Below are 13,986 nucleotides of genomic sequence, written 5' to 3'. Positions count from 1 at the left end.
GCGCGCGACCCGGCACAAATGGCGGCCCGAGACAGGCCGCCGGCGGGTCGGGTCCACGGCCGGCTGGGAACCACGTGGTACCTCGACCAGGCCGCGGCCTCCGAGCTGGGCTGACCTCCGGTCGCGCGGCGACCTCAGGCACGTCACGAAGGGAGGACCGGGGTCCTGAACGGCCTCGTCGAAGCAGCCTCAAAGCCGGCGCGGAGTCGAGGGCACGGGTCGACGGCAGGGTCGTAGACGTCGTGCTTGGTGAAGACCTCGACATGCCAGTTGCGCGCACTGCTCAACCAGCCGCGGCGCTGACCGTCGGCAGCCAGGTCGGACGCCGCGCTGTGGAACTCCTCACCGTCGTACTCGGCGCAGTAGCCGATGTCCGGCAGCGCGAGGTCGAGCCGGTAGAGCCTGCGCCCGAAGTCGTCGACGACCCACCACTGGAGCTCAGGACGGGGAAGTCCAGCGTCGTACCAGTGCAGTCGCAGAGCGGACTCGCCCGGGGACTCGGCCCGACCGTCGGCCAAGGGCGCCAGCAGCCGGAGCTGCACCACTCCTCGGTAGCCCTTGAACCGTTCCACTTCGGCAAGCAGTGCTGAGTGTGACAGCCCCACCCGCAGGAACCCGTCGAGCGCCGCGAGAGCGTCGAACCTCCACAGACTCCTGCCCAGGTCGCACGCGGTCCGAAGCGGGGTCGTCACCAGGACCGGCCCGCACTCCATCACGTCTCGGCCGAGCAAGACTCGTTCGCCACCCTCCACGCCGCCGCGGCGCATCCTGGTTCCGGGTCGCTGCCGGACGCTGATCAGCGGGATCTCGGTGCGGGCGGTTCGGGGCAGGATGGGTACGCCGTGCAGCCAGGCCGCGCAGCGGTCCGCCACCACACCGTGTGTCGGCACGACCAGAGCCACCGCAGCGATCCTCAGGTCGAGGGAGTCGGGGGCTGCAGCGGACACCCAGACGCCGTGGAGCACTTGGCGGATGCTCGCTCGGCGGGCGAGTTCGCGGAGGAGTGGCCGATCCACACCGAGCTGCGCCGCCGTTCGAGGGGTGAACGGCAGCGCCGTCGGCAGGGGACCGTGTGGTGGGAGCGGCTCTGCGTGTGCCGGCAGCCAGGCCGGCCAAGGGATGGTCATTCCTCAAGAATGCTCAAACCGCAGCAAACACGCTCAAACTCATCCACAGGCCGCTGAGTCGCCTGCCATTTGTGACGGATCGTCCGCCATTTGTGACGGGTCGCTAGAAGATGATGTCGCCGGACTTGCGGCGGCTGCGCAGCAGCTCGAGCGCCTCGTCCAGGATGTCCTTGGCCTCGGCGTCGGAGCGGCGCTCCTTCACGTAGGCCAGGTGGGTCTTGTACGGCTCGATCTTCGGTGCCGGCGGCGGATTCTCGGAGTCCAGTGACGCCGGGAGCCCGCACTTGGGGCAGTCCCAGGAGTCGGGCACCTGGGCCTCGATCGCGAAGGTCACCACCGAGCGGTGCTCGTGGGAGCAGAAGTAGGTGACCGCCTGGCGGGGCGCAGCCTCGCCGCGCTCCGCCTCCCCCATCGGTCCGGCGCCCACCCGGCTCCCCCGGATCGCATTCCCTCCACCAGCGGCCACGGCAGCTCCCTTTCTCGGACCGTCTCGCTACAGAACCTGCTGTGCCGTCAGACCTTGTAGGCCATGAGCAGCCCGAGCCCGACCACGCACGCGAACCACACGACGCCGATGCCGACGGTGAGCCGGTCGAGGTTGCGCTCGGCGATCGAGGAGCCGCCCAGCGAGCTGGAGACACCTCCGCCGAACATGTCCGAGAGGCCACCGCCGCGGCCCTTGTGCAGGAGCACGAGCACCACCAGGAGCAGGCTCGTGATCATGAGCAGAACGGTCAGCGCGATGGTCACGGTCGGTAAGCCTACGTCACGAACGCCGGATCACAGGACCGGCATGTCGTAGAACCGGCAGATCCCGCCGAACTCGTCGGCCTGCAGGCTCGCCCCGCCGACGAGGCAGCCGTCGACGTCGTCCTTCTCCATGATCCCGGCGACGTTGGCCGCCTTCACCGAGCCGCCGTACAGCACCCGGACGCCGTCCGCCGCGGCGTCGCCGTGGACCTCGCGGACCCGGCCGCGGATCGCCCCGCACACCTCCTGGGCGTCCTCCGGCGTGGCGACCTCACCGGTGCCGATCGCCCACACCGGCTCGTAGGCGACCACGAGTCCGGCCACCTGCTCGGCGGTGAACCCGGCCAGCGACCCGTCCAGCTGCGCGAGGGTGTAGGGCACGTGGTCGCCGGCCTGCCGGACGTCGAGGCCCTCACCGACGCACACGATCGGGGTCATCCCTGCGGCGAGCGCCTGGTGCGCCTTGGCGTTGACGACCTCGTCGGTCTCGGCGTGGTACTGGCGACGCTCCGAGTGCCCTACGACCACGTAGCTGCAGCCCAGCTTGGCGAGCATGCCCGCGGAGATCTCCCCGGTGTAGGCGCCGGAGTCCTGCGTGGACACGTCCTGCGCGCCGTACCCGATCGACAGCCGGTCACCGTCCACCAGGGTCTGCACCGAGCGCAGGTCCGTGAACGGCGGCAGCACCACGACCTCGGCCTTGGCGTAGTCGTGCCGCTTGTCCGACAGCGTCCAGGCCAGCTTCTGGACGAGCACCACCGCTTCCTGGTGGTTGAGGTTCATCTTCCAGTTCCCCGCCATCAGCGGGGTGCGGGTCGTGCTCATGGGGTCCTTTCGAGTACGGCGATCCCGGGGAGCTCCTTGCCCTCCAGGAACTCCAGGCTGGCGCCTCCGCCGGTGGAGATGTGGCCGAACGCGCCCTCGTCGAACCCGAGCTTGCGCACGGCGGCGGCGGAGTCGCCGCCCCCGACGACCGAGAGGCCGGGAACCTCGGTGAGCGCCTGGGCCACCGCACGGGTGCCCTCGGCGAACGCGTCGACCTCGAAGACGCCCATCGGCCCGTTCCAGAACACCGTCTGCGCGTCGGCCAGCGCCGCCGCGAAGGCCGCGCCGGACTCGGGGCCGATGTCCAGGCCGAGGCTGTCCGCGGGGATCGCCGAGGCAGGCACCACCTGGGGCTGGGGCTCCCGGACAGCGGAGGGGAACTCGGTGTCCACGACGATGTCTGTGGGCAGCAGGATCTGCACCCCGGACTCGGCGGCACGCGACAGGTAGCCGCGGCAGGTGTCGAGCTGGTCCTCCTCCAGGAGGCTCTTGCCGACCTCGTGGCCCTGTGCCGCCAGGAAGGTGAACACCATCCCGCCCCCGATCAGCAGGCGGTCCGCCTTGCCGAGGAGGTTGTCGATCACGCCGAGCTTGTCGGAGACCTTCGAGCCCCCGAGCACGACGGCGTAGGGGCGCTCCGGATCGACGGTGAGCCGGCGCAGCACGCCGATCTCCTTGGCCACCAGGCCGCCCATCGCCGAGGGCAGCCGGAGCGCGACGTCGTACACCGAGGCCTGCTTGCGGTGCACCACCCCGAACCCGTCGGAGACGAACGCGTCCGCCAGCCCGGCGAGCTCGTCGGCGAACGCGCCGCGCACGGCGTCGTCCTTGCTGGTCTCGCCCGGGTTGAACCGGACGTTCTCGAGCACGGCCACCTCGCCGTCGGCCAGCCCCGCCACGGTCGTCCGCGCGCTCTCCCCCACCGTGTCGGTGGCGAAGGCCACCGGCCGGCCGAGCAGCTCGCCGAGCCGGGCCGCGACCGGAGCCAGGGAGTACGCCGGGTCCGGCGCGCCCTTGGGCCGGCCCAGGTGCGCGGTCACCGCCACCCGGGCGCCGGCGTCGGCCAGCGCCCGGATGGTCGGGATGCTCGCCCGGATCCGTCCGTCGTCGGTGATCGTCGTGCCGTCCAGCGGCACGTTCAGGTCGGACCTGACCAGGACCCGCTTGCCCCGCAGGTCACCCAGGGACTCGATGCCGGACACGGCGCTCGCCTCAGAGCGAGGCGCCGACGTGGAGCACCAGGTCGATGAGCCGGTTGGAGTAGCCCCACTCGTTGTCGTACCAGCCGACCACCTTGACCTGGTTGCCGATCACCTTGGTGAGCCCCGAGTCGAAGATGCACGAGTGCGGGTCGGTCACGATGTCGGCGGAGACGATCGGGTCCTCGGTGTACTTCAGGAAGCCCTTGAGGGGGCCCTCGGCGGCGGCCTTCACGATCGCGTTGACCTCCTCGACGCTGGTCTCGCGGCCGGCCTCGAAGGTGAGGTCGGTCGCCGAGCCGGTCGGGGTGGGCACCCGCAGGGCGTAGCCGTCGAGCTTGCCCTTGAGCTCGGGCATGACCAGCCCGATCGCCTTGGCGGCACCCGTGGAGGTCGGGATGATCGACAGGGCGGCCGCGCGGGCACGCCGCAGGTCCTTGTGGGGGCCGTCGAGCAGGTTCTGGTCCTGGGTGTAGGCGTGCACGGTGGTCATCAGGCCCTTGACGATGCCGAGCTCGTCGGACAGCGGCTTGGCCATGGGGGCCAGGCAGTTGGTGGTGCAGGACGCGTTGGAGATGACGTGGTGGGTGGCCGGGTCGTAGTCGGTGTGGTTGACGCCCATCACGAACGTGCCGTCCTCGTTCTTCGCGGGGGCGGAGATGATGACCTTCTTCGCGCCGCCGTCGAGGTGGGCCTTGGCCTTGAGGGCGTCGGTGAAGATGCCGGTCGACTCGATGACGACGTCGGCGCCGGTCTCGCCCCAGGCGATCGCGGCAGGCTCGCGCTCGGCGAACACCCGGATCCTGTGGCCGGAGACGGTGATCGACTCCTCGTCGGAGGTGACCTCGTCGGCCAGGACACCGAGCACCGAGTCGTACTTCAGCAGGTGCGCGATGCTCTTGTTGTCCATCAGGTCGTTGGCGGCCACGATCTCGATGTCGGCGCCGGAGGCCTGCACGGCACGGAAGAAGTTCCGGCCGATCCGGCCGAACCCGTTGATGCCTACGCGAACAGTCACGATGACGAACTCCTCAATATCCCGGGGTGTGGGCATGTGCGCCGTGGTGACGGCGGTGGATGCCAGTCCCTGGAACCCTATCGTGGTCACCGACCAGGCGGTACGCCGCCTCCGGCGTACGGACCGGTAACCGACCGGAGCCAGGAGGCCTCCTGGATCAGGCGTCCTCGGCCAGCATCTCGTCGGTCAGCGAGGCCTCGGTGTCGGGGATGCCGAGCTCCTCGGCACGCTTGTCGGCCATCGCCAGCAGCCGACGGATCCGGCCCGCGATCGCGTCCTTGGTGAGCACCGGGTCGTGCAGCTGTCCGAGCTCCTCGAGAGAGGCCTGCTTGTGCTGCAGCCGCAGGTCGCCGGCGAGCTTGAGGTGGTCGGGCACGTCGTCGCCCAGGATCTCCAGGGCACGCTCGACCCGGGCTCCCGCGGCCACCGCCGCGCGCGCTGAGCGGCGCAGGTTGGCGTCGTCGAAGTTCGCGAGCCGGTTGGCGGTCGCTCGCACCTCGCGGCGCATCCGCCGTTCCTCCCAGGCCATCAGCGACTCGTGCGCACCGAGCCGGGTCAGCAGGGCACCGATGGCGTCCCCGTCGCGGATGACGACCCGGTCCACCCCGCGCACCTCGCGGGCCTTGCCCTGGATGCCGAGCCGGCGGGCCACCCCGACCAGCGCGAGCGCGGCCTCCGGCCCCGGGCAGGTCACCTCCATCGCCGAGGAGCGACCCGGTTCGGTGAGCGAGCCGTGGGCCAGGAACGCGCCGCGCCAGGCCGCCACGGCGTCGCAGCCCCCGCCGGAGACCACCGCGGGGGGCAGTCCGCGCACAGGGCGGCCGCGGGCGTCGAGCAGACCGGTCTGCCGGGCCAGCGCCTCGCCGTCCCGCACCACCCGCACCAGGTAGCGGTTGCCCTTGCGCAGCCCGCTGCCCTGCACGACCACGACGTCGGACTGGTGGCCGAACACCTCGGCGATGTCACGCCGCAGCCGACGGGCCGCAGCCCCGGTGTCGAGCTCGGCCTCGACCACGATCCGGCCGCTGACGATGTGCAGCCCGCCGGCGAAGCGGAGCAGGGAGGCCACCTCGGCCTTGCGGCAACAGGTCTTGGTGATCGGGGTGGAGGCGAGCTCCGCCTTCACCTGTGCCGTCATCGCCATGCGCAGATCCTCGCATGCCCGTCAATCACCCTCGACACCGCCGAGGAGGCGACGGTACGCCGCTGCGAGCTTGCCCACGTCGTGCCGTGGCGAACCGTCCGCGCAGGCGACGTCGGCGACCTCCAGACGTGCCCCCCACGACGCCACGGCGCCCTCCAGGACCGGCCGGTCGGTGACCGTGCCGCGGTCGGCCACGACGGTGTCCAGGACCAGGTCGGGGGCGTGGTCACGCAGCGCCGCCAGGTGGTCCTCGGGGGCGTATCCGCGGGTCTCTCCCTCCTGCCCCGTCAGGTTCAGGTTCACCAGCACCCGGGCACTGGTGGTGATGAGGGCTTCACGCAGGGCCGGGACCATCAGGTGCGGGATCACCGACGTGTACCACGACCCGGGACCCAGCACGACCCAGTCGGCCTCGCGGACCGCCGCCACCGCCTCGGGACAGGCGACCGGGTCGGCCGGCTCCAGCCTGATCGAGGAGATGATGCCCTGGGTGGTCGCCACGTCGACCTGGCCCCGGACGGTCGTGAGCCGGTGCGGGTCGGTGGGGTGCAGGCCTCGCACCTCGGCGTGGATGTCCATGGGGGTCAGCGCCATCGGGAGGACCCGGCCGCGGGCGCCGAGCAGTCGGGCCATCCAGCCGAGCCCCTCCACCGGGTCCCCGAGGAGGTCCCAGAGCCCGACCAGCAGCAGGTTGCCGACGACGTGCCCGGCCAGCTCGCCGTCCCCGTGGAAGCGGTGCTGCACGACGTGCTCCCACGTGCGTCCCCACGCGTCGTCGCCGCACAGCGCCGCCAGCGCCATCCGGAGGTCCCCGGGCGGGAGGACTCCGAACTCGCCGCGCAGCCGACCGGACGAGCCGCCGTTGTCGGCGACGGTGACGATCGCGGTGAGGTCGTCGACCACGTGCCGCAGGGCCGACAGGGACGCGTGCAGCCCGTGGCCCCCGCCGAGGGCCACGACCGAGGGCGGGGACATCTCACTCCCTCCCGAGGTCGCGGTGCTGGGCGCGGGCGTCGTACCCGAGCCCCCGCAGCCGGGCGGTGATCTCCTCGGTCATCGCGACGCTGCGGTGCTTGCCGCCGGTGCAGCCGATGGCGACGGTCATGAACCGCTTGCCCTCGTTGAGGTACCCGGCCGCCGCCGTCTCCAGCACCGGGAGGTACTGGTCCAGGAAGGCGGCCGCGCCGGGCCGGGCCAGCACGTACTCCTGCACGTCCTGGTCGCGACCGGTCTGGTTGCGCAGCTCCGGCACCCAGTGCGGGTTGGGCAGGAACCGCATGTCGGCCACGAAGTCGGCGTCGACGGGGATGCCGTACTTGAAGCCGAAGCTGATCACGGTGACCTTGAGGCCCACGGTCTCCGGGGTCCCGAACGCCTCCGCGATGCGGTCGGTGAGCTCGTGGACGTTGAGGTCGGTGGTGTCGATGACCAGGTCGGCCTCGCTGCGCAGTCGGGCGAGCACGACCCGCTCCCGCTGCAGCCCGTCCAGGAGCCGGCCGCTGCCCTGGAGCGGGTGCGGTCGCCGCGCGGCCTCCTGCCGACGGACCAGCACGTCGTCGGTGGCCTCCAGGAACACCAGGGTGGTCCGCCGGCCAGTGGCGCCCTGGGCCAGGTTCGCCTGCAGGGAGTCGAAGAACGACCCGGAGCGGACGTCGACCACCACCGCGACCGGCTGCTCCACACCCCGGCTCTCGTCGACCAGCCGGACGACGTCGCGCAGCAGGCTGGGCGGCATGTTGTCGACGACGTAGTAGCCGAGGTCCTCGAGCTCCTTGGCCGCGGTGCTGCGGCCGGCCCCGGTCATGCCGGTGACCACGACGAGCTCGCCGCGATGGGTGTCGGTGGGGTGCTGGAGCGGGGGCATCAGGACTCCTCGATCTCACCGGTGGCGGTGTTGACGGCGACGGTGGTGCGCGTACGGGCCTGCTGCTCCACTGCGTCCTTGATGGCGGTCGCGGTGCGCTGGCCGATGCCGGGCACCTGGGCGAGGTCCGCCACCGAGGCGTCGCGGAGCTTGCGGAGCGAGCCGAAGTGGGTGAGCAGCGTCTTGCGGCGCACCTCCCCGAGCCCGGGGACGTCGTCCAGGAGGCTCTCCACCATCGTGCGGGAGCGGCGCGAGCGGTGGTGGGTGATGGCGAACCGGTGCGCCTCGTCGCGCACCCGCTGGAGCAGGTAGAGCCCCTCGGAGCTGCGCGGCAGGATCACCGGGTCCTCCTGGCCGGGCAGCCACACCTCCTCCAGCCGCTTGGCCAGGCCGCACACCGGGACGTCGTCGATGCCGAGCTCGTCGAGGGCCCGCTGGGCCGCGGCGACCTGGGGCGGACCGCCGTCGACGACGACCAGGCCGGGCGCGTAGGCGAACTTGCGGGGCCGGCCGGTCTCGGGGTCCACGAGCATCGGCCCCTGGTCCTCCCCCGGGGACCGGGCCGCCAGCCCCTGCTCGGAGCGCGCCTGCTCGTCGAGGAGCCGCCGGAACCGCCGGCTGACCACCTGGTGCATGTGGGCCACGTCGTTCTGGCCGACGGCGCCGTCCCCGGTCCCCTTGATGACGAACCTGCGGTACTCGCTCTTGCGGGCCAGCCCGTCCTCGAAGACGACCATCGAGGCGACGACCTCGGTGCCCTGCAGGTTCGACACGTCGTAGCACTCGATCCGCAGCGGCACCTCGTCGAGTCCGAGGGCCTCCTGGATCTCGGCCAGCGCCCGGTTGCGGGTGGTCAGGTCGCTGGCGCGCCTGGTGCGGTGCAGCGCGAGCGCCTCGCCGGCGTTGCGGGCCACCGTCTCCTGCAGCGCCCGCTTGTCGCCCCGCTGCGGCACCCGGATCCGCACCTTGCTGCCGCGCAGGTCGCCGAGGAGCTGCTCGAGGGTGCCGGTGTCAGGGGGCAGGGCGGGCACCAGGATCTCCCGCGGGATGCCTTCCGCGTCCTCGGCGTACATCTGGAGCAGGAAGTCCTCGACCAGCTCGGCGGTGCCGCCCTCCTCGACCCGGTCGGCGACCCAGCCTCGCTGACCGCGGACGCGCCCGCCGCGGACGTAGAAGATCTGCACGGCCACCTCGAGCGGGTCCTCGGCAAGGGCGATCACGTCGGCGTCGGTGCCGTCGCCGAGGACCACCGCCTGCTTCTCGAGGGCCCGGTTCAGCGCGGCGAGGTCGTCGCGCAGCCGGGCCGCCTTCTCGAAGTCCAGCGCCTCGGACGCGGCGTACATCTCCCGCTCCAACCTCCGGACGAAGCCGGTGGTGCTGCCTGCCAGGAAGTCGCAGAAGTCCTCGACGATCGCCCGGTGCTCCTCAGCGCTGATCGCGCCGACGCACGGCGCGGCGCACTTGTCGATGTAGCCGAGCAGGCAGGGGCGGCCGATCTGTCCGGACCGCTTGAACACCCCGTTGCTGCACGAGCGCATCGGGAACACCCGCAGCAGCAGGTCGACCGTCTCGCGGATCGCCCAGGCGTGGCTGTAGGGACCGAAGTACCGCGTGCCCTTGCGCTTGCTCCCCCTGCCGACCATGACCCGCGGGTACTCCTCCCCCACCGTCACCGCGAGCCAGGGGTAGGACTTGTCGTCGCGGTACTTCACGTTGAACCGGGGGTCGAACTCCTTGATCCAGGAGTACTCCAGCTGCAGGGCCTCGACCTCGTTGGCCACCACCGTCCACTCGACCGAGGCGGCTGTGGTGACCATGGAGGCGGTGCGCTGGTGCAGGGTGCCGATGTCGGCGAAGTACGACGACAGCCGGGCCCGCAGGTTCTTCGCCTTGCCCACGTAGATGACCCGGCCACGGGTGTCCCGGAACCGGTAGACGCCGGGCTGCGTGGGGATGGACCCGGGGTCGGGACGGTAGGCGAGCGGCGACGTCCGGGGCCCGCGGGCGGCGCGGGTGGAGGAGCGGTCGGGCACTCCCCCACCCTACGGTCCGCGGGCTACAGCACCTTCGACAAGAACGCCTGTGTCCGCACGTGCTGCGGGTTGGCCAGCACCTCCCGCGGCGGCCCAGACTCCACCACCACGCCCCCGTCCATGAAGACCAGCGAGTCGCCGACCTCGCGGGCGAAGCCCATCTCGTGGGTGACCACCACCATCGTCATGCCGCCCTGGGCCAGCGCCCGCATGACGTCGAGCACCTCGCCGACCAGCTCGGGGTCGAGCGCAGAGGTCGGCTCGTCGAAGAGCATCAGCGCGGGCTCCATCGCCAGCGCCCGGGCGATGGCGACCCGCTGCTGCTGGCCGCCCGAGAGCATGGCGGGGTAGACCGCTGCCTTGTCTGCCAGCCCGACCCGCTCCAGCAGTCCGATCGCCCGCTCCCGCGCCGCGGACCTGGACTCGCCGCGGACCTGCACAGGGGCCTCCATGACGTTCTGCACGGCTGTCATGTGCGGGAACAGGTTGAACCGCTGGAACACCATGCCGATGTCCTGGCGCTGCGCGGCGACCTGCCGCTCCCTCATCTCGTAGAGCTTGCCGTGCTTCTCCTCGAAGCCGACGAGCTTGCCGCGCACCCGGAGGTAGCCCCCGTCGAGGCGCTCGAGGTGGTTGATGCACCGCAGGAACGTCGACTTCCCGGACCCGGAGGGCCCGACCAGGCACATCACCTCCCCGTTGCTGACGGTGAGGTCGATGCCCTTGAGGACCTCCAGGTGCCCGAAGTGCTTGCGGACCCCCTTGGCCTCCACCATGGGTACGTCGGTGCCGGGCGCCTGCGTCATGGCTTCCTCCCCGGTCGCAGGTTGGACAGGACCCGGCCCAGCACCGTGGGTCCGGGCAGGTTGCGGCTGGACCCGCGGGCGAACCGGCGCTCCAGGAAGGCCTGGAAGACCGAGAACACCGAGGTCAGCACGAGGTACCACAGGGACACCGTGAACAGCAGCTCGACCACGGCCAGGTTGGCCGAGTAGATGCTGGTCGCCGAGTAGAGCAGCTCACCGAACTGCACCGCGTAGGCCAGCGACGAGGTCTTCAGCATGTTGATGAACTCGTTGCCGGTCGGCGGGATGATCACCCGCATGGCCTGCGGCAGCACCACCCGGCGCATCGTCCTCGCCGGCGACAGCCCGAGCGCCTGGGCGGCCTCGGTCTGCCCCTCGTCCACCGAGTTGATGCCCGCACGGACGATCTCGGCCATGTAGGCGCCCTCGTTGATGCCGAGCCCCAGCAGGGCCGCCAGGAACGGCGTCATCACGGTGTTGGTGGCCACGGACCCGGCGAAGGGGATCCAGATGGTCGGGAAGACCAGCGAGAGGTTGTACCACAGCAGCAACTGCAGCAGCACCGGCGTGCCCCGGAAGAACCAGATGTAGAGCCAGGCCACGCCGCTGGTGACCGGGTTCGCGGACTTCCGCATGACCGCGGCCACCACCCCGAGCACGATGCCCAGGGCCTGGGCGAGCACGCTGATCAGCAGCGTGTTCCACATCCCCTGCACGATCGTCGGGGCGTCGAAGTACTCCCAGGTGACCGCCCAGTCGATGTTGCCCTGCGAGAACGCGTACAGCAGCGAGCCCAGCAGGCCGAGCACGACCACCGCGCCCACCCACCGTCCGTAGTGACGGACGGGGATGGCCACGATGTCGGTGTTGCTGCTCACCGGCTCACGTCCCGGCGTTGACGGTCGCCGAGTCGATGGCGCCCAGCGGCGTCTCGTACTTGTCGATCAGCTTCTGGTACTCGCCGTTGTCCATGATCGCCTGCACGGCCTGCTGCAGGGCGTCGCGGAGCTGGGTGTCGTCCTTGCGGACCGCGATCCCCAGGGGGCCCGCGCCCACCTGCTCGCCGACGACCTCGAAGTCGTTGCCGCCGCCGGAGGTCTTGGCGTTGTACGTCGCCACCGGGTAGTCCTGCATGCCGGCCACCGCGCGGCCGTTCTTGACCTGCAGCATCGCCTCGGTCTCACGGTCGAAGGAGAGCAGGTCGATCGGGTCCTCGCCGTTCGCCTCGCACTTCTTGCTCTGGTCCTTGGCGTAGCCCTCCTGGGTGGTCCCGCGCTGGACCGCGACGGTCTTGCCGCACAGGTCCTCGATCGACGACAGGCCTTCGGGGTTGCCCTTCTTGACCAGCAGCATCGCGCCGGCCTGGTAGTAGTCGACGAAGTCGACCTGCTGCTGCCGCTCGGCCGTGTCGCTCATCCCGGAGATCGCCACGTCGATCCGCTCGGACTTCAGCTGGGTGATCAGGCTGTCGAACACCGCGTTGTTCCACTCGAACTTCACGCCGAGCTGCTCGGTGAGGAGGTCGGTCAGCTCCTTGTCGAAGCCCAGGACGGTCTTGCCGTCGGTGTCGTAGTACTCCATCGGGGCGTAGGCGATGTCGGATCCCACCCGGATCACGCCTGCGTCCTGGATGTTCTGGGGCAGCTCTGCGAAGAGCGGGGCCTCGGTGCCCTTCGCCTCGGGCGCGGAGTCCGTGCCGGTGCTGTCGGATCCGCATCCGGCCAGGGCGATCGCGCCGACGGCCACGAGCGCCGCCATCCGGATCGACCTCGTCCTGATCTTGCTCACTGTGTCTCCTTGGGTGTGTCCCGACCGGTCGGCTCCGGGTGGGATGGGTGGGTGAAGCGTCAGACGGGGATGGTGGTGGTGGACTGGGTGATGGCGGAGAGTACATCGGGCAGCACCTCGACCCCGATGCCCGGGTCCGTCGGAACCGGGAGGTGCCCGTCCTCGAGCACGAACGGCGCGGTGAGGTCGGTGGCGAAGTACCGGTCCGAGGCGGAGGTGTCGCCGGGCATGGTGAAGCCGGGCAGGGCCGCCAGCGCGACGTTGGGAGCCCTGCCGATCCCGGTCTCCAGCATTCCCCCGCACCAGACCGGGACGCCGTTGGCCTCGGCCACGTCGTGGATGCGGCGCGCCTCCAGGTAGCCGCCGACCCGCGCCGGCTTGACGTTGATCACCGCGCAGGCGCCGAGCGCGATCGCCGTCGCCGCGTCGCGCGCCGACGCGATCGACTCGTCCAGGCAGACCGGCGTGCGCACCACCTCGGCCAGGCTCGCGTGCCCGCGGATGTCGTCCTCGGGCAGCGGCTGCTCGATCAGCAGCAGGTCGAAGGGGTCGAGCCGGGCGAGGTGCCGGGCGTCGGCCAGGGTGTACGCCGCGTTGGCGTCGACCTGCAGCAGGAGGTCGTCGCCGAAGCGTTCGCGGACCAGTCGGACCGGCTCGACGTCCCACCCGGGCTCGATCTTCAGCTTGATCCGCCGGTAGCCCTGCTCGAGGTACCGCGCGACGTGGTCGAGCAGCTCGGCGTGGCTGTCCATGATGCCCACCGAGACACCGGCCGGCACGCGGTCCCTGACCGCGCCCAGGTAGCGCCCGAAGGACATGTCCGCGGTCTTGAGCTCGGCGTCGAGGATCGCGGTCTCCAGGACGTGCTTGGCCATCGGGTGGCCGGTCACCGGCTCGAGCGCGGTCTTCACCCCAGTGGCGCTGAGCCGGTCGCCGAGCGCGACGACGCGGGGCACCAGCTGGTCGCGCAGCACGATCTCCGCGCCGGCGAGGAACTCCGCGCTGTAGAGCGGGTCCAGCTCGGCGGCGCACTCCGCCCAGCCCTCCGCGCCGTCGCTGGTGACCAGCCGGAGCAGGAAGGTGTCCCGGTCGTAGGTCGTGCCGAACGACGTCCGGAACGGGGTGACCAGCGGCAACCGGACCCACCGCAGCTCGAGGTGCTCGATCTTCACGCGCCCTGCCTCTCCTTCAGCTCCAGCCGGTACCAGCCGTCCCGGGAGGCCGCCACCGCGACGTAGCCGGCGGCGAAGGAGTCCACCAGCCGCTCGCGGGTGACCGTGCGCCACCGGGAGGCCCGCTCGGGGTCCTCGCGACGCAGCGCCACGATGTCGCGCGGCACCCGGCACCAGCGCACGTCGCCGTCGTCCACCCAGGCCGGGCGGCCGTCGGGCCCGGCCTGCGCCCCGCCCAGCAGCGCAGGCTCCGCCGGCTC

The 13,986-nt window shown here is 71.3% G+C and carries 14 protein-coding genes and 1 pseudogene; all 15 read right to left on the bottom strand.

The window, feature by feature from the left end; translation table 11 throughout:
* Positions 1 to 143: 143 nt before the first annotated feature.
* The gene (locus PLP61_RS08600) at positions 144 to 902 is read right to left on the bottom strand and encodes a type IV toxin-antitoxin system AbiEi family antitoxin (RefSeq protein ID WP_324502216.1); all 759 of its coding nucleotides are present in this window, start codon (positions 900 to 902) and stop codon (positions 144 to 146) included.
* A gap of 328 nt (positions 903 to 1,230) precedes the next feature.
* The gene (locus PLP61_RS08595; protein WP_324502215.1) at positions 1,231 to 1,593 is read right to left on the bottom strand and encodes an RNA polymerase-binding protein RbpA; all 363 of its coding nucleotides are present in this window, start codon (positions 1,591 to 1,593) and stop codon (positions 1,231 to 1,233) included.
* Between the two features lie 47 nt (positions 1,594 to 1,640).
* A complete protein-coding gene (gene secG, locus PLP61_RS08590; RefSeq protein WP_324502214.1) occupies positions 1,641 to 1,877 on the bottom strand; it encodes a preprotein translocase subunit SecG in 237 nt (78 codons plus the stop codon).
* Between the two features lie 30 nt (positions 1,878 to 1,907).
* A complete protein-coding gene (gene tpiA / locus PLP61_RS08585; protein ID WP_324502213.1) occupies positions 1,908 to 2,702 on the bottom strand; it encodes a triose-phosphate isomerase in 795 nt (264 codons plus the stop codon).
* Entirely contained in the window at positions 2,699 to 3,904 is a 1,206-nt protein-coding gene (locus PLP61_RS08580) for a phosphoglycerate kinase (RefSeq protein WP_324502212.1), read from the bottom strand. The genes tpiA and PLP61_RS08580 overlap by 4 nt, the downstream gene beginning before the upstream one ends.
* 10 nt (positions 3,905 to 3,914) lie before the next feature.
* The gene (gap, locus tag PLP61_RS08575; protein ID WP_324502211.1) at positions 3,915 to 4,919 is read right to left on the bottom strand and encodes a type I glyceraldehyde-3-phosphate dehydrogenase; all 1,005 of its coding nucleotides are present in this window, start codon (positions 4,917 to 4,919) and stop codon (positions 3,915 to 3,917) included.
* A gap of 157 nt (positions 4,920 to 5,076) precedes the next feature.
* A complete protein-coding gene (gene whiA, locus PLP61_RS08570; RefSeq protein ID WP_324502210.1) occupies positions 5,077 to 6,063 on the bottom strand; it encodes a DNA-binding protein WhiA in 987 nt (328 codons plus the stop codon).
* A gap of 21 nt (positions 6,064 to 6,084) precedes the next feature.
* Complete coding sequence (locus PLP61_RS08565; protein WP_324502209.1) at positions 6,085 to 7,038, bottom strand: gluconeogenesis factor YvcK family protein; 954 nt, start codon at positions 7,036 to 7,038, stop codon at positions 6,085 to 6,087.
* Between the two features lies 1 nt (position 7,039).
* Positions 7,040 to 7,927 carry an RNase adapter RapZ gene (rapZ, locus tag PLP61_RS08560; RefSeq protein ID WP_324502208.1) on the bottom strand — a complete coding sequence of 296 codons (888 nt, stop codon included), beginning with the start codon at positions 7,925 to 7,927 and terminating at the stop codon, positions 7,040 to 7,042.
* Positions 7,927 to 9,960 (bottom strand): excinuclease ABC subunit UvrC, encoded by a 2,034-nt coding sequence (gene uvrC / locus PLP61_RS08555; RefSeq protein WP_324502207.1) that lies wholly within the window; start codon positions 9,958 to 9,960, stop codon positions 7,927 to 7,929. Before uvrC ends, rapZ begins: the two co-directional genes overlap by 1 nt.
* A gap of 23 nt (positions 9,961 to 9,983) precedes the next feature.
* The gene (locus PLP61_RS08550) at positions 9,984 to 10,766 is read right to left on the bottom strand and encodes an amino acid ABC transporter ATP-binding protein (RefSeq protein WP_502888997.1); all 783 of its coding nucleotides are present in this window, start codon (positions 10,764 to 10,766) and stop codon (positions 9,984 to 9,986) included.
* Positions 10,763 to 11,644 (bottom strand): amino acid ABC transporter permease, encoded by an 882-nt coding sequence (locus PLP61_RS08545; protein WP_324502206.1) that lies wholly within the window; start codon positions 11,642 to 11,644, stop codon positions 10,763 to 10,765. The genes PLP61_RS08550 and PLP61_RS08545 overlap by 4 nt, the downstream gene beginning before the upstream one ends.
* Positions 11,645 to 11,648: 4 nt before the next feature.
* Complete coding sequence (locus PLP61_RS08540) at positions 11,649 to 12,554, bottom strand: ABC transporter substrate-binding protein (RefSeq protein ID WP_324502205.1); 906 nt, start codon at positions 12,552 to 12,554, stop codon at positions 11,649 to 11,651.
* A 59-nt stretch (positions 12,555 to 12,613) separates the two neighbouring features.
* Positions 12,614 to 13,726 carry an o-succinylbenzoate synthase gene (menC, locus tag PLP61_RS08535; RefSeq protein ID WP_324502204.1) on the bottom strand — a complete coding sequence of 371 codons (1,113 nt, stop codon included), beginning with the start codon at positions 13,724 to 13,726 and terminating at the stop codon, positions 12,614 to 12,616.
* Positions 13,723 to 13,986, bottom strand: a pseudogene (locus PLP61_RS08530) (hypothetical protein); the annotation flags it as partial. The gene menC and the pseudogene PLP61_RS08530, both read right to left, overlap by 4 nt.

This window comes from Nocardioides sp., from assembly GCF_035429765.1.
GTDB lineage: Bacteria > Actinomycetota > Actinomycetes > Propionibacteriales > Nocardioidaceae > Nocardioides.
This window is presented reverse-complemented; position numbering and strand designations above follow the sequence as displayed.